A 22,331-nucleotide genomic window follows, 5' to 3' on the forward strand; every position below is an offset into this window, starting at 1 on the left:
GCGGCTGGCTCAAACGCCGAGATAGCGGTCCTGAAGTTCTGGCGTCAGCGCTGCTGGAGCGCCTTTGAAAACCGTCGCGCCCTTTTCCAGGACGAAGCAGCGGTCGGCGACCGGCAGTAGTTCCGAAAGCGTCTTGTCGATAACGAGGATCGACTGTCCTGCCGCTTTCAGCGTCCGGATCGCCGACCAGATGTCCTGGCGGATGACCGGCGCCAGCCCTTCGGTTGCCTCATCGAGAATGAGCAGGCTGGGACTGGTCATCAGCGCCCGGCCGATCGCCAGCATCTGCTGTTCGCCGCCCGAAAGCGTATTGGCATATTGGTCGCGCCGCTCGCCGAGGCGAGGAAAGAGTGCGATCACCTTCTCGAAGCTCCACGCGCTGCCGCGGGCCGTGGCGACGAGGTTCTCCATGACGGTGAGATTGGGAAAGCAGCGCCGTCCTTCGGGCACAAGCCCAAGGCCGAGTCTTGCGATCCGGTGCGGCCGCATGCCGGAGATCGCCTTGCCCGCAAAGGTGATAGCGCCGGCGCGTGGGCGTAGGAGGCCGAGGATCGAATTGATCGTCGTCGTCTTGCCCATGCCGTTGCGGCCCATGAGTGCGACCACCTCGCCCTCCCGGACATCGAGATTGACACCAAAAAGCGCCTGGGAAGCCCCGTAAAAGGTTTCGAGGCCCTTGATTTCGAGCAGGCTCACGCGGCTTCTCCCAGATAGGCCCGGCGGACTTCCGGGTCGCTGCGGATTTCATCGACCGTGCCCGACGCGATGATGCGACCATAGACGAGCACCGAGATGCGGTCTGCCAGCGCAAAAACCGCGTCCATGTCGTGTTCCACTAGCAGCATCGGCGCTTCGTAGCGCAAGCCGTCGAGGAACGTCGTCAACCGCTTCGAGCCCTCCGGTCCCATGCCGGCCATCGGCTCGTCGAAGAGAAACGCCTTGGGCGACAGCGCCAGCGCGATGGCGATTTCGAGTTGGCGGCGTTCACCGTGCGAGAGTTCGGCCGCCGGCACATGGGCGCGCGCGGCAAGGTCGACGCGCTCCAGCATCGCCATCGCAGGTTCGGTCAGGTCCTTGTCGCGGGTCACCTGGCGGAAGAAGCGAAAGCTGCTGCCCTGCCGCGCCTGCACCGCCAGCATGACATTGCGAAGGGCTGAAAACTCCTGCGCGAGCGACGAGATCTGGAAGCTGCGCGCGAGGCCAAGCCGGGCGCGCGCGGCCATGTCGAGGCCGCCAATATCCTGGCCGAGAAAGCGGATGGTGCCGCTATCGGCTTTCAGCGAGCCGGCGATCTGGTTGATCAGCGTGCTTTTTCCGGCGCCGTTCGGGCCGATCAGCGCGTGGATCTGGCCCGGGCGAAGCTCGAGGCTGACGCCGTCGGTCGCCTTGAGGGCACCGAAGGATTTACGGAGATCGCGGATTTCGAGAACGGGCTCAGACATGGCGCGGCTTTCCGGAGAGGAGACCCAGCAATCCGCCGCGGGCAAAGAGCACGATACCGAGCAGGATGAGGCCGAGGAAGAACTGCCAGCGCTCGGTGATGCCGCCGAGCACGTATTCGAAGAAGACGAAGATCATCGCGCCGGCGACCGGTCCGAACAACCGGCCCTTGCCGCCAAGAATGATCAGCACGATCAGCTCGCCCGACATGTGCCAGGAGAGCATCGAGGGGCCGACGAAGCGGTTGAGGTCGGCATAGAGCGCGCCGGCGAGCCCTGTGATCATCGCCGAGACGGCGAAAGCGACGAGGTGGATGTTGAAGGGTGCAATGCCGACGGCGGCAAGGCGGATCCCGTTCTGCCTCGCCGCCTGCAGGGCGCTGCCGAAGCGTGAACCCTCGACCACGCGAAACAGAAGAAGGGCTGCCATCAGGGCCGCGTAGCAGATCAGGAAATAGGGCAGGGGCTTGGCGGTGTTGACGCCAGGAAAGACGTTGCGCATCGACAACGACAGCCCGTCCTCGCCGCCATAAGCCGGCCAGGAGATCGCGAAGTAATAGATCATCTGTGCGAAGGCGAGCGTGATCATGATGAAATAGACGCCTGATGTGCGCAGGCTGATCGCACCGATCGGCAGCGCCGCGAGCCCGGCGACCGCCACGGCCGTTATCCAGATGAGCGGCATCGACGACGTTGCGGGGATGTCGGCGAAGAGCGGCTCTGCATTGAAGGCGTGCGTCGCGAGGATGCCGGCGACGTAACCGCCGAGGCCGAAGAAGGCGGCGTGCCCGAAGGAGAGCAGCCCCCCGAGCCCAAGCGCGAGATTGAGGCCGACGGCGGCGAGCGCCAACACGGTGACGCGGGTGGCGAGCGTCACGTAGAAGGGTTCGCCCAGGCCGGCGGCCAGAAGCGGTGTGCCGAGAAGCAGAAGGGCAAGCAGCAGGTTGACGGTGGTTTCGCGGCTCATCGGGACCTCATGATTGCGCCGCAAACAGGCCGCTCGGCCTGAAGGCGAGGATCAGCGCCATGACCACATAGATCAGCATCGAGGCGAGTGCCGCGCCGATCGTCGTCGCCTGCGACGCGGGCATGGTGAGTGCCAGCAGCGAAGGAAGCAGGAAGCGGCCCATCGTGTCGACGACGCCGACGATCACCGCGCCGACGAGCGCGCCCTTGATCGAGCCGATGCCGCCGATGACGATGACGACGAAGGCGAGGATCAGCACCGGCTCGCCCATGCCGACCTGTACCGACTGCAGCGCCCCGACCAGGGCGCCGGCAAGGCCCGCGAGCGCTGCGCCAAGCGCGAAGACGACCGTATAGAGCGTGCCGATGTCGACGCCGAGCGCCCCGATCATCTCGCGGTCGGACTCGCCCGCCCGGATGCGCATGCCGAGACGCGTCCTGGATATCAGCAGGTAGAGACCGACGGCCACCGCGATGCCGACACCGATGATCGCCAGGCGATAAAGCTGGTACTGGCCTCCGCCCGGGAGCGGTACCGCACCCTGCAGCAAAGGCGGTATGTCGAGATAGAGCGGGAACGAGCCGAAGAGCCAGCGCGCGCCCTCGGACAAGATCAGGATCAGCGCGAAGGTGGCAAGCACCTGGTCGAGATGATCGCGGTCGTAGAGCCTGCGGATGACCGCGACCTCGATGATCGCACCGACGCCGGCTGCGGCGGCGAGGCTGGCGATCAGACCGATCCAGAAGGAGCCGGTGGCCGCAGCGACGGTCGCACAGGCGAAGGCGCCGATCATGTAAAGCGAGCCGTGGGCAAGGTTGATCAGGCCCATGACGCCGAAAATCAGGGTCAGGCCGGCGGCCATCAGAAACAGCATCACACCGAGCTGAAGCCCGTTAAGCAGTTGTTCGATCAGGAGTGCGGTGAACAAGAGACCGGTCCAAGCTTGATGTCGGGAGGACATGGATCATCGGCCGGATGCCGGCATCAGGGCCGTGCATCCGGGCGACGACAGGTGCTGGCATCACATGCTGCACTTCTCGGCGTAGGCGTCCTTGTGATCTTCGAAGGCCGTGGCGATGATCTTGTTGGTCAGCACACCATCGGCTTCCTTCACCACCTCGCGCACATATATGTTCTGGATCGGGTGGTTGTTGTTGTTGAAGACGAACTTGCCGCGCACCGACTGGAAGTCAGCCGCCTTGAGTGCCGCGCGGAAGGCGTCCTTATCCTTGACGCTCGCCTTCGAAAGCGCGGCAAGGATCAGGTTGGCCGTATCCCAGCTTTGCGCCGCATAGATCGAGGGCAGGCGCTTGTACTCGGCCTTGAAGGCTTCGACGAACTTCTTGTTGGCCTCGTTGTCGAGGTCCTTCGACCAGGTCGCTGAGTTCTTGACGCCAAGCGCGGCATCGCCGATCGCCGGCAGAACGTCTTGGCTGAAGGAGAAGCCGGGGCCCATGACCGGGATGTTCACGCCCGACTGGGCATATTGCTTCATGAAGGCGATACCCATGCCGCCGGGCAGGAAGAAGTAGACACTATCGGCGCCGGATGCACGGATCTGGGCGATTTCGGCGGCGTAATCCGTCTGGCCGACCTGCGTGTAGATCTCGCCGGCGAGGCTGCCCTTATAGTAGCGCTTGAAGCCAGTCAGCGCGTCCTTGCCGGCTGGATAGTTGGGCGCCAGGATGAAGGCGTTCTTGTAGTCCTTGTTGGCGTATTGCCCCATCGCCTCGTGGAAATTGTCGTTCTGGTAGGCGACGTTGAAATAGTTCGGGTTGCAGTTCGCGCCGGCAAGCGCGGACGGGCCGGCATTGGGCGAGAGATAGATCACATCCTGCGCAACCGTGTTCGGCACGACGGCCATGGCCAGGTTCGACCAGATGATCCCGGTCATGAGATCGACCTTGTCGCCCTGGATCATCTTCTCGGCGATCTGCACCGCAAGTTCCGGCTTCTGGGCATCGTCCTCGATCACCAGTTCCACGTCCTTGTTGCCCGACTGCTTGATCGCAAGCGTGAAGGCATCGCGCATGTCGATGCCGAGACCCGCACCGCCCCCCGAAAGCGTGGTGATGACACCGATCTTCACCGGCTCGGCATGGGCAAGGCTCGACGTCGCAAGCGAGAGGCCAAGAAGGCTCGCTGCCAGAATGCGGTTCATGCTGTTCTCCTCGTTTGGGGTTCCCTTATAAATTGTGTTCTATCAGAGACCCGTGCGCACGTGCCAGAGCTCAGGGAAGAGTTCCACTTCGAGCATCTTCTTCAGATAGGACGCGCCGGATGTGCCCCCGGTTCCGCGTTTCATGCCGATGATGCGTTCGACCGTTGTGACGTGGTTGAAGCGCCAGCGCCGGAAGTAATCCTCGAAATCGACCAGCTTCTCGGCGAGCTCGTAAAGCATCCAGTAGCGCTCGGGATCGCGGTAGACGGTCTGCCAGGCAGCAAAGACCTTGTCGCTTTCCGTGCGGGTTTCGCGCCAATCGGTCCGATCGGCCTCCTCGCCGACATCGAAGCCGTTGCGCGATAGCAGCCGGATCGCTTCGTCGTAGAGCGACGGCGCGGCGAGGATTGCTTCCAGCTTCTCCATGATGTCGGACCGGTGCGCATGCGGCCCTAGCATTGCGACATTGCGGTTGCCGGCAAGGAACTCGATCGCCCGGTACTGCCAGGACTGGAAGCCGGAGGATTGGCCGAGCGATTCGCGGAACGTGGTGTATTCGCTCGGCGTCATGGTACGCAACACGTCCCAGGCGCTGTTTAGCTGTTCGAAGATGCGCGCGACCCGCGTCAACATCTTGAAGGCGGGTTCCAGCCGGTCGTCGCGGATCGAGCGGACCGCGGCGTTGATCTCGTGCAGCGCGAGCTTCATCCAGAGTTCCGATGTCTGATGCTGGATGATGAACAGCATCTCGTCATGGGCCTTGGATAGCGGCTCCTGTGCGTCGAGCACTTTCTCCAGCATCAGGTAGTCGCTGTAGGACATGCGGCCCTTGAACGACATCTGGGCGCCTTCTTTCGAAGGATCGTATGATTTGCTCATGGTTTAGTTCTCCGACCGCAATCGGAACCGCTGGATCTTGCCCGTGGCTGTTTTCGGCAGGCTGTCCAGGAACTTTACCGATCGCGGATATTTGTAGGGCGCGATCGTCGCCTTCACGTGGTCCTGCAGGCGCTTGATCGTCGCGTCATCCGCTGGCACGCCTGATACCAGCACGACATAGGCCTCGACGATCTGGCCTCGCTCCGCATCGGGCGCGCCGACGACGGCACATTCGGCGACTTCCGGGTGGGAAATCAGGGCGGCCTCGACCTCCGGGCCGGCGATGTTGTAGCCGGCGGTGATGATCATGTCGTCTGACCGGGCGGCGAAATGGAAGAAACCGTCCTCGTCCTGGTAGAAGGCATCGCCGGTGAGGTTCCAGCCGTCGCGAACATAGTCGCGCTGGCGCGCGTCCGACATATAACGGCAGCCGGTCGGGCCGCGCACGGCAAGCTTGCCGATCGTGCCGCGGGGGACTTCGCGCATCTCGTCGTCGACGATCCGCGCTTCATAGCCGCCGACGGGTTTCCCGGTCGAGGCGGCCTTGCGGTCCTCGAAACGGTTGGAAATGAAGATGTGCAGCATTTCGGTGGCGCCAATCCCGTCGAGGATCGGCTTGCCGGTCTTTGCCGTCCATTCCTCGAAGACGGGTCCCGGCAAGGTCTCGCCCGCGGAGATCGCCACGCGCAGGGAAGAGAGGTCAGCGCCGTCGTCCATCGCCTTCATCATTGCCCGATAGGCGGTGGGGGCGGTAAACGAGATCGTCGCTCTGTACTTCTCGATGATCTCCACCATGTTGGCGGGCGTCGCGTGCTCGAGCAGCGTTGCCGCTGCCCCGAAACGCAAGGGGAAGATCGCAAGGCCGCCGAGGCCGAAGGTGAAGGCGAGCGGCGGCGAGCCGACGAAGATGTCGTCGGGCGTGACGCCGAGCACTTCACGGGCGTAGCCGTCGGCGATCGCAAGCAGATCTCGGTGGAAGTGCATGGTCGCTTTCGGGACACCTGTCGTGCCCGAGGTGAAGCCGAGCAGTGCCACGTCGTCGCGTCCGGTATGCACTGCCTCGAAGACCACGGACTTGTCGAGCGCGATCCGGTCGAGTTCGGCGTCGTGGTTCGCGGTCCCGTCGAAGCCGATGACCTGTTTCAGAAAGCGGCTGTCCTTGGCGCAGGCGATCATCTCGTCCATCAGGCGCGTGTCGCAGAGCGCCAGGCCGATCTCTGCCTTGTCGACGATCTTCGTCAGTTCGCCGGCGCGCAGCATCGGCATGGTGTTGACGACGACCGCGCCGACCTTTGTCGCCGCCAGCCAGCAGGCAACCATGGCCGGATTGTTGGCGGAGCGGATGAGCACGCGATGTCCTGGCTTTACGCCGTAGTTCTCGACGAGCGCATGGGCGAGCCGGTTTGTCCAGTCGGACAGTTCCTTATAGGTTCGGTGGCGGCCGTTGCCGATCAGCGCGGTATGGTCGCCAAAACCCTTGGCGACCATGGCATCCGTCAGTTCGACGGCGGCGTTGAGGTGGTCCGGGTAGTCGAAGCCTTCGAGAAGGAATTCCGGCCATTCTTCCGGTGGCGGCAGATGGTCGCGTGTGAATGTATCGACGTGCGAAGTCGGTCCGAGCATGTGGCGGCTGTTCCCTTGTTCAGTTCCTGCCTGTTGCGCAGGCATTTTTCAAAGCCGGCTAAATTTCTTGCGGTGGTGCGGAGCCCTGCATGCGAACAGGTTGCAGGCTGCGCCGCATCGTCGCCGATGGGCTGCGCCGTCGCTGCGACGACTCCAATGATCGTGATGGGCACAGCGAGACCTCCACTTCTCGGCTGAACATGGGGCAGCATCGCACCAGTCTAAAATTATTTCAAGCCTAAAGTTTTTCCAATGACGCCATTGCGTTTCTCGCCGGGGCGGGTGATTTCTAGTGCATGGGGAGACATCGAAGGGAGGATTGCATCGATGCTGGAACACCGTGTTTCCGATTGGAACGATGCCTATGCCAATGGCGTGAACATTGCGCGGGGCGATCGGTGGCCGGAGGCATGGGCGGGGCCTGCCGAGGCATTCCGCAACGCGCTTTCAGCATCCGGGCTGGCCAAGCTTGACGTTGCCTATGGCGAGCGATCCAGAAACCGGATGGACCTGTTCTTCCCGGATGAGGCGGCGAAGGGTCTGGTCGTTTTTGTTCATGGTGGATTCTGGTTGCAGCTCGACAAAAGCTTCTGGTCGCATCTTGCCGCCGGCGCCGTCGCCCATGGCTATGCCGTTGCCATGCCGTCCTATACGCTCTGCCCGGAGATCCGCATTGCCGGGATTGTCGGGGAGGTCGCGGCGGCCATCAGCGAAGCAGCGAAACTGGTCGAGGGCCCGCTGATGCTGACCGGCCATTCGGCCGGCGGCCATCTCGCCAGCCGGATGATCACGGCGACCGCGCCGCTTTCTCCCGATGTCCAGGAGCGCATCCGCAACGTCGTCTCGATCTCGGGTGTGCATGACCTGCGCCCGATGATGTCGACCGGGATGAACGAGAAGCTGGCGATCGATGAGGCGGAGGCGCTCTCGGAAAGCCCGGCGCTGCTGCGGCCCATGCCAAATGCCCGCATCACCTGCTGGGTCGGTGGCGGCGAGCGCGCGGAATTCCTGCGCCAGAATGCGCTGCTTGCCAATATCTGGACCGGACTTGGGGCGACCACGGCGACCGTCGTCGAGCCGGACAGGCATCACTTCAACGTCATAGATGGCCTTGCCGATGCCGCGCATCCGCTGACGAGAACCTTGCTTTCGGTGTGAGCGCGGCGCCGGACCAAGGGGGATGGTCGCGAAGCCCGCATCCACGGGGCTGCGGGTGTCAGCGAATGAAGATCAGCGCCATGCCAAGAACGACGAGGGCAGCCCCGGCCCAGGCTCCCGCGGCGGGCCGCTCGCCCGTCCTCAGCCAGAGCATCGGCAGGATCATGACCGGCGAGGTCGCCGATAATGTCGATATGATGCCCACCTTGCCGCCTGAAAGCGCGAAGAGCAGCAGCGTCATCCCCATGCCAAGCGCGAGCACCCCGGTCAGCGCCGTCATCGCGGCAACCTTAAGCGTCAGTGGCGCCCTCGGTTTGACCGATGGAATCGGTAGCTGAATCAGGATGCTCAGGCAGAAGGCCGCAATGCCGACGCGCAGCATGGAGGCGACAAAAGGATCGATGCCGGCGGCCATGACCGGTCGCACGATGATCGAGCCGATCGCCTGACCGGTGGCGGCGCCGAGTCCGAGCAGCACGCCGATCCAAAGCGGCCCCTTGACCTTTTCCCATTCGTGAATCTGCGCCCGGCGCTTGCCGAAGAGAATGGCGAGAAACACGCCGGTGGCCGTCAGCGCGATGCCTCCAACCGCTGTGGGCGACAGTGTTTCGCCGAGCAGCAGCCAGCCGAGCAAGGCGGCGATCGGCGCGTTGAGGGCGAAAAGGATGCCGGAGCGTCGCGGACCCAGCCGATTGAGCGCTGCGAAGAGCAGCGTGTCGCCAATGAAAATACCGATCAAACCCGACAAAAGCAGTGGTGTAACGCTTGCGGCATGAAGCTCACGCCACGTTCCGGTGGCGAGCACATAGATTGCCAGGAGCCCTGTGACGAAGATCTGCCGAAGGCGATTGAAGGCGGGCGCGCCGAGATGGCCGGCCGGCCCGGCCGAGATCAATCCCGTCAGGGCCCAGCAGGTCGCCGCCCCCAGCGCGGCGAGTTCATGAATTGGCATGATGTTCCGATCGGTAGACTGCGGCTTGCGAAAAAGCTCTTCTCGGCCTCCGTTAAAGCTTGAGCAAACGGCGTTCGTCCAGCGCTTTTTCAGCCGCATCAACAGGGTGTTTCGTTCTGGACGGCGCTTGCGCGCTGGCGTTGATTGCGAACGCGTTTTTCTGCACTTTTCTCCAGGCGCCCGGAACGCCTGAAGCCGGCTGTCGTTAGGTTCGGACATCGAAGGAATCCGCCATGAAAAAGCTCGTGATCGCCCTTCTGGCTTTTGGCGTCGTTGCGGCTGCTGGCGGCGTGGGCCTTGGTTACCTGTCGCGACAGGAGGCAACGGTGCCGATCGAACAGACCTATGGTCCCAACCCGGTGCTGGTCGAACCAAAGATCGAGCGCGTGCCGTCCGTCAATGTCGCGGAAGCCACGCCTTGGCCTGCGGGCACGATGCCATCGGCGGCCGAGGGCCTTGCCGTCAAGGAGTTTGCAGGCGGCCTAGATCACCCGCGCTGGCTGCACGTGCTGCCGAATGGCGACGTGCTGGTCGCTGAAAGTAATGCACCGCCGCAGCCCGAGCCAGGCTTTTCCGTGCGGGCCTTTGCTGCCCGACTCATCCAGGGCAGGGCCGGTGCCCGAAGCCAGAGCGCCAATCGCATATCGCTGTTGCGCGATGCCGATGGTGACGGTGTGGCCGAAACAAAGACTCCCTTCATCAACGGGCTCAATTCGCCTTTCGGCATGGCCCTGCGCGACGGCAAGCTCTATGTCGCCAATGCCGATGCAATCGTGGCCTTTCCCTATCAGGAAGGGGCAACCGAGATTGCGGCACCCGCCGAGAAGATCATCGACCTGCCGGCCGGTCGCAACCACCACTGGACGAAGGATCTCGTCGCCAGCTTGGACGGGTCGAAGCTTTATGTCACCGTCGGTTCCAATTCCAATGTCGGTGAAAACGGCATGGAGGAGGAAAAGGGACGTGCCGCCGTGCACGAGATTGACCTCTCCACCCGGAAAATGCGGCTATTCGCATCCGGGCTTCGCAATCCCAACGGGCTCTCCTGGCAGCCGGATAGCGGTGAACTGTGGGTTGCGGTCAACGAGCGCGACGAGATCGGGCCCGATCTCGTTCCCGATTACATGACCTCGGTCAAGGATGGCGCCTTCTACGGCTGGCCCTATAGCTGGTATGGCCAGCATGTCGACGAGCGGGTCAAGCCGCAGGCTCCCGAACTGGTGGCGCGCGCGATCAAGCCGGACTATGCGCTCGGCGCCCACACCGCCTCTCTCGGCCTGACCTTCAACACTGGCGACCTCTTCGGCCGCGACATGAAGAATGGCGCTTTCGTAGGCCAGCATGGCTCGTGGAACCGGATCCCGCGCAGCGGCTACAAGGTGATTTTCGTACCTTTCGACAACGGCAAGCCGTCCGGCCCGCCGCGGGATATCCTGACGGGATTCCTGACCGACGACGGCAAGGCGCTGGGGCGGCCGGTCGGTGTCGCGATCGCCCGTGACGGTGCGTTGCTTGTTGCCGACGACGTCGGCAACAAGGTGTGGCGGGTCGCGCCCGCGTCCTGAGCGATCTCGCGACGAAGGGTCGGCGGACAAATGTGCAACTATTTGGTTGCGCATCTGTCGGCAGTCGCTATACTTGCAACCAAATCGTTGCACGAAAGGAAAGCGTTATGAGCTCATTCGATCGTATCGAGAAGGCAATCCTGCTGCGCGCGCCCATCGAGCGCGTCTGGCGGGCGATAACCGACGTCTCGGAATTCGGGCAGTGGTTTGGCGTCGAGCTGAACGAGCCTTTTGCTCCGGGACGGGCGGTAACGGGCTCTTTCAAGGGAGAGTTCAACGAAGAGCATATTGCGAAATACCAGGCCTCGATGGGTCTCGAGCCGGCGCCGATCCGCCAGCCCGAACCGAATGCCGTTTTCTGCACCGTCGAGGAAATGGATGCGCCGCGGCTTTTCAGCTTCCGCTGGATACCCTATGGCCTCGACGCCGAATGCGATCCCGCGCGGGAGCCGACCACACTCGTCGAATTCCGGTTGGAGGCGGTTGCCGGCGACACACGGTTGACGGTCACGGAATCCGGCTTCGAAAACGTGCCGGCGCATCGGCGCAAGCGCGCATTTCTCATGAATGACGGTGGCTGGAGCGCCCAGATTGAAAACATCAAGCGCCATGTCGAACACGCCTGAGCGGGAACTGGCGGGCGTCTTTGCGGCGCTCGGCGATACGACCCGCCTTGCGCTGGTCACGCGGCTCCTGGCCGCCGGTGCCCTGACGGCAACGGCACTGTCCGAGGGGCAGGCAATCACCCGGCAGGCGATCGTGAAACACCTGCAGGTGCTGGTGACGGCAAGGCTGGTGGTGCACGAGCGTCACGGCAGGGAGGTCCTCTATGCGGTCGATCCGCGCCGCCTTGAAGAGGCGCGCGCATTTCTCGAGGCGATCGCAGAGGGCTGGGACAAGGCGCTTGGCCGGCTCAAATCGCTTGTCGAGACACCCTGAGGCCGCCGGCAACTCGGCCGACCTGGCCGGTGACCCAGTCCGACGCGTCGGAGAGGAGAAACGACACCGCGGCTGCGGTCCGATGATTGCCGACGGTCGCGGCCTTGGATAGGTCTTTCGCGACGGACCACTTGCGGACAGGCGCTGGGAACGCCTCGCCTCGGCTCTCGAGCCCATCTCGTGCCGACAACGATCGGGAGGCCCCGCCCGGATCGCCGTCGCACTTGTCCGTGATCGGTCCAATCGAGGTCCCGGCAGGCTTGAAATCGAAGCGCCGCGCTACAGTTGTTTTCTTTTGGTCACCGGGCGTGCGTGGACGGACCAATCTCGCAAGTGGCATTCGTGATCGCAGCCTTTCAGGGGTGGTTTCGGCAGACCTCTCGCCGGGACCCGAGGTGCAGACATGAGGCAGGGTTCGTCCGGCGTCGATAGTTCCTGGATCAAGAAGGCCGACGAACTGGCGGCCCTCTTTCAGTTCACGGATGCTCTCTACCGCGCCGATTCGATCACCGACATTTTCGATGCCACGTTCGATGCGATCGAGCGAGCCTTGCGCTGCAGCCGTGCCTCCATTCTGCTTTTCGATCATGCCGGGGTGATGCGTTTCGTCGCGTCTCGCGGGCTCTCGGAAGGTTATCGCCGGGCTGTCGACGGCCATTCGCCGTGGAGACCTGGTGACCGCGACGCCACCCCGATTTTCATCAGCGACATAGAGCTCGCCGACGAGCCTCAGGCGCTGAAGGACATCATAAGGCGCGAAGGGATCCGCGCGCTCGCCTTCATTCCCTTGACCGCCAACGGCGTGGTCATTGGCAAGTTCATGACCTATCGCGAAGTCGTGCACATCTTCACCGAGGAGGAAGCCGTTCTCTCCCTGACGATCGCCCGGCAATTGGGCTTCAGCATCGAACGCAGACGGATCGAGGAGGCGCATCAGCGTGCCGAGAAGGGACTTCGCCGCAGCAACGAGCGCTTGCGGATCATCCTCGATAGCGCCAGCGAGTATGCGATCATCACGCTCGATGGTGCCGGACGGATCGCAAGCTGGAACAGTGGCGCCGAACGGCTGCTCGGTTATCGCGAGAGCGAGATACTTGGCCAACCGGGCGACATTTTCTTCAGCCCTGAGGACCGTGCGTCGGATGTCCCCGACCAGGAGATGCGAACGGCTCGCGAGGAGGGCCGGGCAACCAACGAGCGCTGGCACTACCGCAAGGATGAAACCCGTTTCTGGGGTTCCGGCGTCATGCTTCCCGTCGAGGAGAGCGGACCGGACCGCTACCTCAAGATCTTCAGGGATCGAACCGAGGAGCGCAGGGCGGAAAAGCGCCAGAAGCTGCTCATCGGCGAGCTCAATCATCGTGTGAAGAACACGCTGGCAACCGTGCAGTCCCTTGCCGAACAGACGCTTAAGAGCTCGGAGACGCCGGAAGCGTTTGCCAGCGCGTTCAACACCAGGCTGCTTGCTCTTGCCAAGGCGCACGACCTGCTCACGAGCGAGGCATGGCAGGCGGTACACCTCAACGACATTGCCCAAGCCGTTCTCGCAGCCTGGATCGAAGATGGGCGGGTGTCTCTTCAAGGACCTGCGGTCCGCATCAGCCCCAAACAGGCTCTCGCGCTCTCGATGGCGTTCAACGAATTACTGACCAATGCGATCAAATACGGCTCTCTGTCGAACACCAGCGGCCGCGTTTTATTGTCGTGGCAATGCAGCGACACGTGTTCGGTCCGGTGGGAAGAGCGCGGCGGACCGCCCGCGTCACCTCCGGACCACCAGGGGTTCGGGCTGCGCGTTCTCAACCGCGGGCTCGCCAGCGAACTCGGACACCCGGTCGATCTTCGGTTCGAAGCGTCGGGAGTTACCTGCACGATCGGGATGGATTTCGTCGACGGGCGGCGCGCCGGCGTGGACGACAGGGGGGAATGACCATGTCTGCGATTTTGGCGGGACGCCGGATACTTGTCGTCGAAGACGAGATGCTGGTGGCCATGTCGATCGAGGACACCTTGATCGATGCCGGCGGCGAAGTGGTTGGTCCTGCGCCCACCGTGGGGCGGGCATTGGGGCTGCTGCAATGCGAGGCCAAAATCGATGCCGTCGTGCTGGACATGAACCTCCAGGGACAGAGCGGGCTTCCGGTCGCGGACGCATGCGATGAAAGATCGATCCCTTTTATCATCCTGAGCGGCTATGGCGACACGGCGCTCAGCGGGACACGCCATGCGGCCCCGATCCTTTCCAAGCCCTTCGCGAGCGCGGTACTGGTGAAGGCTCTCACGACGCTTTTCGAAGGCAGCCGCTCATGATGGGCCCGGGCAGCCTGGCTGGTCGCGCCTGCATCGAGCGCTTACAGCCCTGAGAAGGAACCGCATTTCATCCCGCGGGTTGGGTCGCCGGACCCAAATGCATGGGATGGCGCTATGTGTCGGGTGGATTGTGATCATGAACGCGGAACGCTGGATTCATATTTGCGTCGACATGCAGCGCATGTTCAACGAGGAGACGCCATGGCAGGTGGACTGGATGGCGACGATCTCGGACCAGGTGCTGGAGGTCGCCGGTCGTTTTCCTGATCGCACTGTCTTTACCCGGTTCATTCCGCCAAAATTGCCGGCAGAAATGCCTGGCATGTGGCGGTCCTATTATGAAAAATGGCCGATGATGACAGCGACACGGCTCGACCCGGGCCTGCTCGATCTGCTTCATCCCTTGCAGCGTCTGGTGCCGCCTGCCCGGGTCCTAGACAAGCGCACCTATTCGCCCTGGCTAAGCGGCAAGCTGGAAAGCTTGCTCGCTCATCAGGATGTCGGAACGATCGTGGTGACGGGCGGCGAAACGGATGTCTGCGTCCTGGCGACCGCGCTCGGCGCGATTGACCTGGGCTACAAGGTGATCCTGTTGAAGGACGCCGTCTGCAGCTCCGTTGATCAAACGTACAATGCCGCGCTCGACCTCCTCGGCAATCGCTTCTCGGTTCAGCTGGAGATCGCGACGACGCAGGAGTGGCTTTCGCTGGCGCGGGCCTAGGCGCCGCCATTCGGGAACCGCTTGCGCCACGGTCAGGCCATGCTCGGCTCCCTTTCCGAAGACGCCCGGCTGGCAAGCAGGCCGAGGATACCCACGCCGATGATCGCTGCCGCATAGATGTCGGTCGTGAGCTGGTAGCCCAGCGCCTTCGCCAGGAAGCCGGCGAGAATTGCCGGCAGGCTGAACGCCAGATAGCTCTGGATGTAGATGGTGGATAGCAGCCCGGCGCGCTCGTCGGCTTTTGCCAGCGGCATGACCGAACCGAGCGTGGCGAGGAAGCTCGTGCCGAAACCCATGCCGGTGAGAAGCGTGCCGACAATCAGGACGGGCACATAGGCGAGGTGGGTCCCGGCGACCACGGTCAGCATGCCGAAAGTCGTGCTCAAGACGCCGAAGGTCAGGTTCGCCTGAGGATTGCGGGCGCGGCGGAAGAAGACGGCGAATGCGCCGGCCGCCATCAGCGCCGCGACGACGGCGCCCCCGGTCAGCGGGTTCTTGTTTCCCGTGGTGGCGACGACCAGCGAGGGGACGAGCGAAAGGTAAAATCCCCCAAGCGCCCAGTTCGCTACGTTGACGGGGGTGACGAGCGCCAGCGGTCGCTTGGCGCGCTGCGGAATGGCGATCCGCGGCATGAGCGAGGATAGCGCTCCGGGGCGGCGCGAACCGGTTTCGGATATCAGCCAGATCGCCGCCGCCTGCACCAGGAAGCCGGCGAACAGCAGGACATAGACGAGATGAAGCGGAAGGGGGCCGTACTGGATCAGCGCGCTGGTGCCGAGCGCCCCGACCGCCAGGCCAATCAGGGGTGCGAGCGAGTTTACGAGCTGCCCTCTGGCGTGGTCGACATCGACGAGTGCCGCGCCGATCGAAGCGCCGGCGACGCCCGTCGCAAGACCCTGCACGATGCGTGCCGCGATCAGCCAATGGGTCCCTTCGGCGAGCACGAACAGGGACATTGCCGCCATCTCGACGAGCAATGCTGCGAATATCACCGGCTTGCGCCCGAGATGGTCCGAGATCGAACCGGCGATCAGCAAGGCCACGAGAAGTGCGAAGGCGTAGACCGCGAAAATAACGGTCATTTCCACCGGGCTGGCGGCGAAGTTCTCCTGATAGAAGCGATAGAGCGGGGTTGGGGCCGAGGAGGCGCCGAAGAATGTCGCGAGCGTGACGGCGTAGAAGGCGATGGGACCTGCCGGGCGAGCGCTCTCTCTGGATTCGGAGGTGGAAGACATCTATATAACCCTTAAAGCTAAATCGTTGCGTTTGGCAGATTTAGGTATGCGCCGCACTAAAAGCAAATAATTTGCTTTTATGCTGTTGTGAGAATTTCTGAAGCATCGGCTGCGGCCGAAGAAAGACGGGGTTGGAGCGGATGGCGACAAAGGAAGGCCCGCGGCCGGGCGGACGAAGCGCCCGGGTTCAGGCGTCGGTTCACAAGGCCGTGCAGACCTTGCTGGCGACGCACGAGCGCACCGAGGTCACGGTTCCGTTGATCGCGGCGGAAGCGGGCGTTACGCCTTCGACAATCTATCGCCGTTGGGGCGACCTGCAGGAACTGCTCGCCGATGTCGCGGTCGAACGGCTACGCCCCGACATGGTACCTGTCGACACCGGAAGTTTTGGCAGTGACCTGATGGCTTGGGCCGAGCAATATGCCGAGGAAATGTCCTCGGGGCCGGGTCGCGAGATGATCCGCGACGTGCTTGCGGCGCAGGATGGAAGCGGCGCCTACCAGTGCTGCAACTTCACCCGGCAGCAGATCGAAACGATCGCCGAACGCGCCAGGGAGCGCGGTGAAGTCTTTCCGGATGTTGAGACCGTCATGGACGGCGTCGTCGCGCCGATCATGTACCGGATCCTCTTTGGCGGCGCGCCGGACGCCGCGCATGTCGAGCGTCTGGTGAGGGCGTCGCTGGCGGCGAAACCGGCGCCTTGAGGCGCCTTGCTTCCCGAGAACGATGGCACCCGCGTCCCGCCGCGGGTCCTGCGACGATCCTGCAACCGGAACTTAAACTGGTGCTCGGGGTTGGAAGGCCTGCCCAACATCTGTTCTGGAGGATGCGAGATGAGACCGATCCACAAGAGTTCCCTTCTGGCCTGCCTTGCTGCCATTGCAATTATGGCCGCCGGCGGCGTTTCGGCCGAAACCTTGAAATTCAAGGCGGATATGACGGGATCAGGTGAGGTGCCGCCCAATGAAAGCGCGGGCAAGGGCATGGGTGAAGTCACCCTCGATACAACGTCGAAGACGTTGACCTGGACCGTGAAGACCGATGGCCTGTCAGGTGATCCGACCGCCGCCCATTTCCACGGTCCGGCAGCCGCGGGCGAAAACGCCGACCCGGTCGTCGATATCTCGACCTCCATGAAATCGGGCTCTGCCGAACTCACCGATCAGCAGATTGCCGATCTGCAAAGCGGCAAGTGGTACCTCAACATCCACACGGCGAAATTCCCCGACGGTGAGATCCGCGGCCAGGTGGAGAAGGCACAGTAAAGGCTGGCGGCCTTCCGCCTACTTCACGGCGCCATGGGCAAGCCCGCTGACCAGATAGCGCTGCATGAACAGTGCGATCAGATAGACCGGGGCGATGCCCGCCAGAGAGGCCGCAGCCATCTGGCCGAAATTCACCAGCCTGTCGCCCTGGAACAGCGAAATGCCGACCGGCAGCGTTCGCGTGGCATCGGAGAAGGTGAAGGCCGAAGCGAAGAGGAACTCGTTGTAGGCGAGCACCGTGATGATGATGAAGGTCGCCACGATGCCCGGCGCGATGATCGGCACCACGATCTGCAGCAGAATGCGAAGCGGCCCCGCTCCGTCGATGGCGGCGGCCTGCTCGATCTCAATCGGCATCCGGCGCAAGAATGGCGTCAGCAGCCAGAAGGCGACGGGTACGTTGGCGAAACCGTAGATGAGAACCAGACCGGTACGCGTGTCGAGAAGACCGCTCGCCTTCAGCAGGAAAAACAGCGGGATGAGTGCCACGATCGGTGGTGCCATGTAGCTTGAGAGCGTTACGTCCGAAAGCCATCGCCCGCCGATCTTCAGCCGCAGCATTGCGTAGGCTGAAGGCAGCGTGAGCGCGATGGTGAGCGATCCGGCAACGAGCGATACGATCACGGAATTCACGATGAAGCCGACGACATTGGCCGCCTCGAAGGCCGCCGGCCAATTGGCAAGCGTCGGCGCCGTCGGCCAGAAGTGGTCGTTGAGCACGTCGTCCTTCGTCTTCAGGGAGACGGCGAGGAGATAGAGGAAGGGTAGGGCGAAGAAGCCGACGATCGGTGCCGTTGCAAGGCCCAGCCAGAGATGCCGTGCGACGAGCTTCATAATTCGCGTCTTTCGAAATGCTGATGGAGACGCACGACTGGCAGCGTCGCCAGCCCTATGACCAGCGCATAGATCATCGTCTCGGCGGCCGCCCGCCCGACATCGAACTGCTCGATCGCCCGCCTGTAGATGGAAAATCCCGCCGATGTCGTTGCAAAACCCGGCCCGCCGAAGGTGAGGATGTAGACGAGGTCGAACAGCTTGAACGAGAGGATCAGTTTCAAGAGATAGATCGACGAGAGTGGCGCGGCGACCAGTGGCAGCGTGATGTGCCAGAAGCGCTGCCAGCCATTCGCGCCATCGACGAGTGCCGCCTCCCGGACCCCTTCCGGAATCGTCGAAAGCGCCGCGAAGCAGAGGATGACGATGAAGGGCGTCCATTGCCAGAGGTCGGCGACGGCGATCGCCAGCCAGGCGAACAGTGGGTGGCCGAGGAAAGAGATCGGCTGGGAGATCACGCCGGAGTTGATCAACGTGCCGTTCAGCAGTCCGCCCGCCGGCGCGAAGATCAGCTTCCAGGCGATGCCGACCATGACGGGCGGCGTCATCAGAGGCAAGAGCACGAGGCTCATCAGGAAACGGCCGCCTTTCAGCAGCGACGTGAAAAGCAGCGCGATCAGAAAACCGAATGCGAGTTGCAGCAGCGACGTCGAAAACGCATAGGCGATGCTTCTGCCGATCGCCGAAAGGAACACCGGATCCTGCAGCGCCGTTGCGAAATGCTTGATGCCGACGAAGCCGCGAAACGGTTTTCCAAGCGTACTCTTGCTGAAGGCGAGCCCGAGCAGGAAGACGGTCGGGTAGAGCGTCGTGACGGCCAAGGCGAGCACGACGGGGGCGATCCATAACGCACGTCCGAAGCGTGCCGACAGGGTGTCTCGGCGCCAGGTCTTTCGGTTCGCGTCCGGGCCAAGGGCGTCGAGGGTGAAGGCGGTCATGCGGCCTCTGCCAGAGCAGGCCGTATCGGCCCGCTGCCGGCCCGCGTGGCGACCAGCATGTCTTCGATGTCATCGAAGTGACCAGGCGTGATTTCCAATTCGCTGCGGCCGAGCCTGCGCTTCGGCAAGGTTTGCGTGGTCATGATCTTTCACCTCTAAAGAGAAGAGGGGGCGCTGCCGGGAGGAAGCGAGCGCCCCCAGCGAGCAATCAGCCGTTGGTCTCGATGATCTCGGTCCAGGCCTGGTGGGCATCGGCGATCGCCTGTTCTGCGCTCTTGGTGCCGGCGAGCGCCAGCGCCAACTCGTCGGTCAGCGCGTTTTCGAGCTTCGGCGCATAGACGGCGGTCGGCCAGGCGAGACTGTTCTCCAAAGCGCCATCGTCGAGCAGCGGCTGCACGAGCGGCTGGAATGCCTTGAATTTTTCCGACTTCAGGCCCGACTGGCGGTCCGGGTCGATGCCAGAGCCGGTCAGCGTCAGGAGTTGCTCGTGATAGTCCTTGCTGGTGGCGAGCTTGATCAGGTCCCAGGCGACATCCTTGTTCTTGGACCCGCTGGTGATCGCAAAACCGAATCCGGCGTTGAAGGCGAGCCGCGGCGTCGTGTTGCTGCCGCCGGTGGGAATGCGGGCCACGCCCCACTTGTCGACGATCTTCGAGCCCTTGGGATCCTGGGCATAGCCGCCAAGGTCGGTCCAGAAATCGATCTGCGCCGCCTTGCCGTTGAGGAAGGCGGGCAGCCCCTCTTCGAAGCGGGTTTCGAGCGGGGTCGGCAGTGCATGGGGTGCCGAGGCGAGCAGCGACTTCAAGGCCTCGACCGCCTCGGTGCTGTCAAGCGCGGAGGTGCCGTCCGGCTTCAGGAAGTCGCCGCCGAAGCCGGTCAGACGGTTGGCATAGGTGGAGAGGATGATGACCGGGATCTTGGCGCCCAGAACGGCCGCGCCGTAGATGCCGTTCTTCGCTTCGGCCTCGGTGATCACCTTGGCGTTTTCATTGTATTCGTCCCAGGTGGAGGGCGCCTTCAGGCCATAGCGGTCGAAGAGCTCACGATTGTAGAACAACAGGTGGCTGTCGCCGTCATAGGGCAGGCCATAGCGGCGGCCATCATGCAGCGTGTACTGGTTGTAGATGGTCTGGATGAAATCGTCCGGCTGGATCTCCGACTTGTCGCGCTCGATCAGGTCCGTCACATCCTCGATCACGCCATCTTCGGCGAGCTGGCCCTTGTAGGTATAGAAATAGTCGATGACGTCGAACTGGTTCGCGCCCGATTGCACATCCAGTGTCGCCTTGACGCTGACCTGGTCATAAGGGACCGCCGTGACGTTGACCTTGGCGCCGGTCAACCTCTCGAAATCCTCGGCGATCTTCTTGCCGGTGACCACATGCGGCTGGATGATCAAGAGATTGATCGCGCGCCCGGCGTACTTGTTGCCGGACGCAAGCGCCGTCGACGCGACAAGCGGTGCGATCAAGGGCAGCGTCCCCGCGGCGGCAAGCGATTTCAGCACGCTGCGGCGGCGGTAGGCCTGGCCGAAAATGGAATTGGACATCGGATCCTCCGTCGAGATCTGGGTTCTGGCGGTCGGCGCGCGCCAATCCGTCGGCCGGTGGTCAGCGCCGCGTGACCTTGCTTCAGCATCATGGAGGAGAAGACAATCTTTATATACATATAATCCATATATTTTATGGGTTATATCAGAATGATTTTCCTGCAGCGGCCCACCGGCCGGGGCAGGAATTTCTCAGCTGGTCCGATCGCCGCGTCAATGCTGCTGGAAGAGCCGAAAGCCGCTCCCGTCAGCGCGTTGGGAAACGGAGCGCGTCAATACGCGGAGGCGGCGGACAACCGATTGGGCCTCGATGCTCAAGGCCCAAACGCGGCGGTCATACTTCGAATACGTCCTCGAACGACTCCGGGAAGCTCTGGCGGGCGATCCTTTCATCGATCACCAGCAGGGATTCGTAGGACAGCGGATCGAAGTCCTTGTCCGCGGCCACGACCTCGCGGCCGAAGAGAAGGCAGAGGCGGGCGGCGTCGAGATTGCCGCGCTCGAAGGGTTCCGCGCCGAAGTAATGCCAGAGAGCATGCAGGAAGGCGGCGTCGATCCGGTGTTCCGCCGTGCCCGGGCGGCCGCGACGCGGTATCGCCTTGAGCGGCGTTACCCCGCGCGGATTGGCCCGGCGAATGGTGAACTGGATGCCGGTGCCCGGCATGCCGGACGGAAAGCCCCGGTGTTTGGTCATGTCGGGCAGGTTTGCCATGCGATCCTCCTCAGGCCGTCTCGGCCTGAGCGATCTTGTCCTGCGTCCTCGTCTCGAAGTCGGAGGCGTCGTGGCGTTCGTGCAGTTGTTCCGACGGATCGCCGCTCAACCGGTTGACCATACGGCCGCGCTTGACCGCCGGGCGAGCCGCAATTTCGGCTGTCCAGCGCTGGACGTGTTCGTAGCTCTGGACCTCGAGGAAGGTGCCGGCGTCGCCATAAGCCTGGCCAAGCGCGAGATTGCCGTACCAGGGCCAGGTGGCCATGTCGGCGATGGTGTATTCTGAGCCCGCCAGGAACCGGTGGTCGGCGAGATGACGATCGAGCACGTCGAGCTGGCGCTTCACCTCCATCGCATAGCGGTCGATGGCGTATTTGATGTGCATCGGCGCATAGGCGTAGAAATGACCGAAGCCGCCGCCGAGGAAGGGAGCCGAGCCCATCTGCCAGAACAGCCAGTTGAAGGTCTCGGTGCGGGCACGAAGCTCGCTCGGCAGGAACGCGCCAAATTTTTCTGCGAGATAGGTGAGGATGGAGGCCGACTCGAAGACGCGGACCGGTTCGCCACCGCCTTTCGGTTTACGGTCCAGGAGCGCCGGGATCTTGGAGTTGGGGTTGACGTCGACAAAACCGGATCCGAACTGTTCGCCATCGCCGATACGGATCGGCCAGGCATCATATTCGGCGCCCGAATGGCCCGCGGCCAGAAGCTCTTCGAGCATGATCGTGACCTTCACGCCATTCGGAGTCGCGAGCGAATAGAGCTGCAGCGGGTGCTTGCCAACCGGCAGGTCCTTGTCGTGGGTCGGCCCCGAGATCGGGCGGTTGATGCTGGCAAACGCGCCGCCGTTGCTTTTGTCCCAGGTCCAGACCTTTGGAACTTGGTAGCCGGCGGGGAAATTGTCAGCGGGAGATTTTTCGGTCATGAACTCTGTCCTTATCGCCTCAAGTGCATATCCAACGGGCAAGCAACGTCACAAAGCATCCGATGTCGGCCAGCTGCTTCGTGCAGTTCTATACCGTCCTTTCGGTGCCTTCCAGAAAAACGGTTTCACTTCGTGCGCACGCACTAGCATGCAAGCCTC

The 22,331-nt window shown here is 63.0% G+C and carries 24 protein-coding genes; 9 read left to right on the plus strand and 15 right to left on the minus strand.

What is annotated here, in order from left to right:
* Positions 1 to 9: 9 nt before the first annotated feature.
* From ACQ5BM_RS07055 to ACQ5BM_RS07085, 7 genes are all read right to left on the minus strand, one after another.
* Positions 10 to 696: an ABC transporter ATP-binding protein gene (locus tag ACQ5BM_RS07055; protein ID WP_429809547.1), complete on the minus strand. Its 687-nt coding sequence runs from the start codon at positions 694 to 696 to the stop codon at positions 10 to 12.
* Positions 693 to 1,442 (minus strand): ABC transporter ATP-binding protein, encoded by a 750-nt coding sequence (locus ACQ5BM_RS07060; protein WP_429809549.1) that lies wholly within the window; start codon positions 1,440 to 1,442, stop codon positions 693 to 695. The genes ACQ5BM_RS07055 and ACQ5BM_RS07060 overlap by 4 nt, the downstream gene beginning before the upstream one ends.
* On the minus strand, positions 1,435 to 2,406 hold the full coding sequence (locus tag ACQ5BM_RS07065) for a branched-chain amino acid ABC transporter permease (protein WP_429809551.1): 972 nt from the start codon (positions 2,404 to 2,406) through the stop codon (positions 1,435 to 1,437). Before ACQ5BM_RS07065 ends, ACQ5BM_RS07060 begins: the two co-directional genes overlap by 8 nt.
* A 7-nt stretch (positions 2,407 to 2,413) precedes the next feature.
* On the minus strand, positions 2,414 to 3,334 hold the full coding sequence (locus tag ACQ5BM_RS07070) for a branched-chain amino acid ABC transporter permease (RefSeq protein WP_429809552.1): 921 nt from the start codon (positions 3,332 to 3,334) through the stop codon (positions 2,414 to 2,416).
* Between the two features lie 93 nt (positions 3,335 to 3,427).
* On the minus strand, positions 3,428 to 4,567 hold the full coding sequence (locus ACQ5BM_RS07075) for an ABC transporter substrate-binding protein (RefSeq protein WP_429809554.1): 1,140 nt from the start codon (positions 4,565 to 4,567) through the stop codon (positions 3,428 to 3,430).
* A gap of 42 nt (positions 4,568 to 4,609) precedes the next feature.
* The gene (gene kynA / locus ACQ5BM_RS07080) at positions 4,610 to 5,446 is read right to left on the minus strand and encodes a tryptophan 2,3-dioxygenase (RefSeq protein ID WP_429809556.1); all 837 of its coding nucleotides are present in this window, start codon (positions 5,444 to 5,446) and stop codon (positions 4,610 to 4,612) included.
* A 3-nt stretch (positions 5,447 to 5,449) separates the two neighbouring features.
* Positions 5,450 to 7,069 (minus strand): AMP-binding protein, encoded by a 1,620-nt coding sequence (locus tag ACQ5BM_RS07085; protein WP_429809558.1) that lies wholly within the window; start codon positions 7,067 to 7,069, stop codon positions 5,450 to 5,452.
* A gap of 327 nt (positions 7,070 to 7,396) precedes the next feature.
* Between ACQ5BM_RS07085 and ACQ5BM_RS07090 the strand changes: the two genes are divergently transcribed.
* Entirely contained in the window at positions 7,397 to 8,227 is an 831-nt protein-coding gene (locus tag ACQ5BM_RS07090) for an alpha/beta hydrolase (RefSeq protein WP_429809560.1), read from the plus strand.
* A 58-nt stretch (positions 8,228 to 8,285) separates the two neighbouring features.
* Here the strand turns inward: ACQ5BM_RS07090 and ACQ5BM_RS07095 are convergent, their stop codons facing one another.
* A complete protein-coding gene (locus tag ACQ5BM_RS07095) occupies positions 8,286 to 9,179 on the minus strand; it encodes a DMT family transporter (RefSeq protein ID WP_429809561.1) in 894 nt (297 codons plus the stop codon).
* 233 nt (positions 9,180 to 9,412) lie between these two features.
* Here ACQ5BM_RS07095 and ACQ5BM_RS07100 point away from each other — a divergent pair, with 233 nt between their 5' ends.
* The 6 genes from ACQ5BM_RS07100 to ACQ5BM_RS07125 all read left to right on the plus strand — a co-directional run bounded on the left by ACQ5BM_RS07100 (position 9,413) and on the right by ACQ5BM_RS07125 (position 14,714).
* Complete coding sequence (locus tag ACQ5BM_RS07100; RefSeq protein WP_429809563.1) at positions 9,413 to 10,744, plus strand: PQQ-dependent sugar dehydrogenase; 1,332 nt, start codon at positions 9,413 to 9,415, stop codon at positions 10,742 to 10,744.
* Positions 10,745 to 10,851: 107 nt separating this feature from the next.
* Positions 10,852 to 11,370 (plus strand): SRPBCC family protein, encoded by a 519-nt coding sequence (locus tag ACQ5BM_RS07105; protein ID WP_429809564.1) that lies wholly within the window; start codon positions 10,852 to 10,854, stop codon positions 11,368 to 11,370.
* Positions 11,336 to 11,683, plus strand: a complete 348-nt coding sequence (locus ACQ5BM_RS07110; protein ID WP_429809566.1) for an ArsR/SmtB family transcription factor — start codon at positions 11,336 to 11,338, stop codon at positions 11,681 to 11,683. Before ACQ5BM_RS07105 ends, ACQ5BM_RS07110 begins: the two co-directional genes overlap by 35 nt.
* A gap of 403 nt (positions 11,684 to 12,086) precedes the next feature.
* Positions 12,087 to 13,613, plus strand: a complete 1,527-nt coding sequence (locus ACQ5BM_RS07115; RefSeq protein ID WP_429809568.1) for a sensor histidine kinase — start codon at positions 12,087 to 12,089, stop codon at positions 13,611 to 13,613.
* Between the two features lie 2 nt (positions 13,614 to 13,615).
* Complete coding sequence (locus ACQ5BM_RS07120; protein WP_429809569.1) at positions 13,616 to 13,993, plus strand: response regulator; 378 nt, start codon at positions 13,616 to 13,618, stop codon at positions 13,991 to 13,993.
* A gap of 136 nt (positions 13,994 to 14,129) precedes the next feature.
* Positions 14,130 to 14,714: a cysteine hydrolase family protein gene (locus ACQ5BM_RS07125; protein ID WP_429809571.1), complete on the plus strand. Its 585-nt coding sequence runs from the start codon at positions 14,130 to 14,132 to the stop codon at positions 14,712 to 14,714.
* Positions 14,715 to 14,746: 32 nt separating this feature from the next.
* Here ACQ5BM_RS07125 and ACQ5BM_RS07130 read toward each other — a convergent pair whose 3' ends face one another.
* The gene (locus ACQ5BM_RS07130; protein ID WP_429809573.1) at positions 14,747 to 15,949 is read right to left on the minus strand and encodes an MFS transporter; all 1,203 of its coding nucleotides are present in this window, start codon (positions 15,947 to 15,949) and stop codon (positions 14,747 to 14,749) included.
* A 140-nt stretch (positions 15,950 to 16,089) separates the two neighbouring features.
* On the opposite strand from ACQ5BM_RS07130, the gene ACQ5BM_RS07135 reads away from it, so the two are divergent.
* Positions 16,090 to 16,653, plus strand: a complete 564-nt coding sequence (locus tag ACQ5BM_RS07135) for a TetR/AcrR family transcriptional regulator (RefSeq protein WP_429809574.1) — start codon at positions 16,090 to 16,092, stop codon at positions 16,651 to 16,653.
* Between the two features lie 90 nt (positions 16,654 to 16,743).
* Positions 16,744 to 17,214, plus strand: a complete 471-nt coding sequence (locus ACQ5BM_RS07140) for a CHRD domain-containing protein (RefSeq protein ID WP_429809576.1) — start codon at positions 16,744 to 16,746, stop codon at positions 17,212 to 17,214.
* An 18-nt stretch (positions 17,215 to 17,232) separates the two neighbouring features.
* Here the strand turns inward: ACQ5BM_RS07140 and ACQ5BM_RS07145 are convergent, their stop codons facing one another.
* From ACQ5BM_RS07145 to yghU, 6 genes are all read right to left on the minus strand, one after another.
* On the minus strand, positions 17,233 to 18,048 hold the full coding sequence (locus ACQ5BM_RS07145) for a carbohydrate ABC transporter permease (RefSeq protein ID WP_429809578.1): 816 nt from the start codon (positions 18,046 to 18,048) through the stop codon (positions 17,233 to 17,235).
* Positions 18,045 to 18,986: a carbohydrate ABC transporter permease gene (locus ACQ5BM_RS07150; RefSeq protein ID WP_429809579.1), complete on the minus strand. Its 942-nt coding sequence runs from the start codon at positions 18,984 to 18,986 to the stop codon at positions 18,045 to 18,047. Before ACQ5BM_RS07150 ends, ACQ5BM_RS07145 begins: the two co-directional genes overlap by 4 nt.
* A complete protein-coding gene (locus tag ACQ5BM_RS07155) occupies positions 18,983 to 19,129 on the minus strand; it encodes a hypothetical protein (RefSeq protein WP_429809581.1) in 147 nt (48 codons plus the stop codon). Before ACQ5BM_RS07155 ends, ACQ5BM_RS07150 begins: the two co-directional genes overlap by 4 nt.
* A gap of 65 nt (positions 19,130 to 19,194) precedes the next feature.
* Positions 19,195 to 20,535: an ABC transporter substrate-binding protein gene (locus ACQ5BM_RS07160; RefSeq protein WP_429809582.1), complete on the minus strand. Its 1,341-nt coding sequence runs from the start codon at positions 20,533 to 20,535 to the stop codon at positions 19,195 to 19,197.
* 334 nt (positions 20,536 to 20,869) lie between these two features.
* On the minus strand, positions 20,870 to 21,247 hold the full coding sequence (locus ACQ5BM_RS07165) for a hypothetical protein (RefSeq protein ID WP_429809584.1): 378 nt from the start codon (positions 21,245 to 21,247) through the stop codon (positions 20,870 to 20,872).
* Positions 21,248 to 21,257: 10 nt separating this feature from the next.
* The gene (yghU, locus tag ACQ5BM_RS07170; protein WP_429809586.1) at positions 21,258 to 22,172 is read right to left on the minus strand and encodes a glutathione-dependent disulfide-bond oxidoreductase; all 915 of its coding nucleotides are present in this window, start codon (positions 22,170 to 22,172) and stop codon (positions 21,258 to 21,260) included.
* Positions 22,173 to 22,331 lie beyond the last annotated feature (159 nt).

This window comes from Ensifer sp. B1-9, assembly GCF_050474445.1.
Taxonomy (GTDB): Bacteria; Pseudomonadota; Alphaproteobacteria; order Rhizobiales; family Rhizobiaceae; genus Ensifer.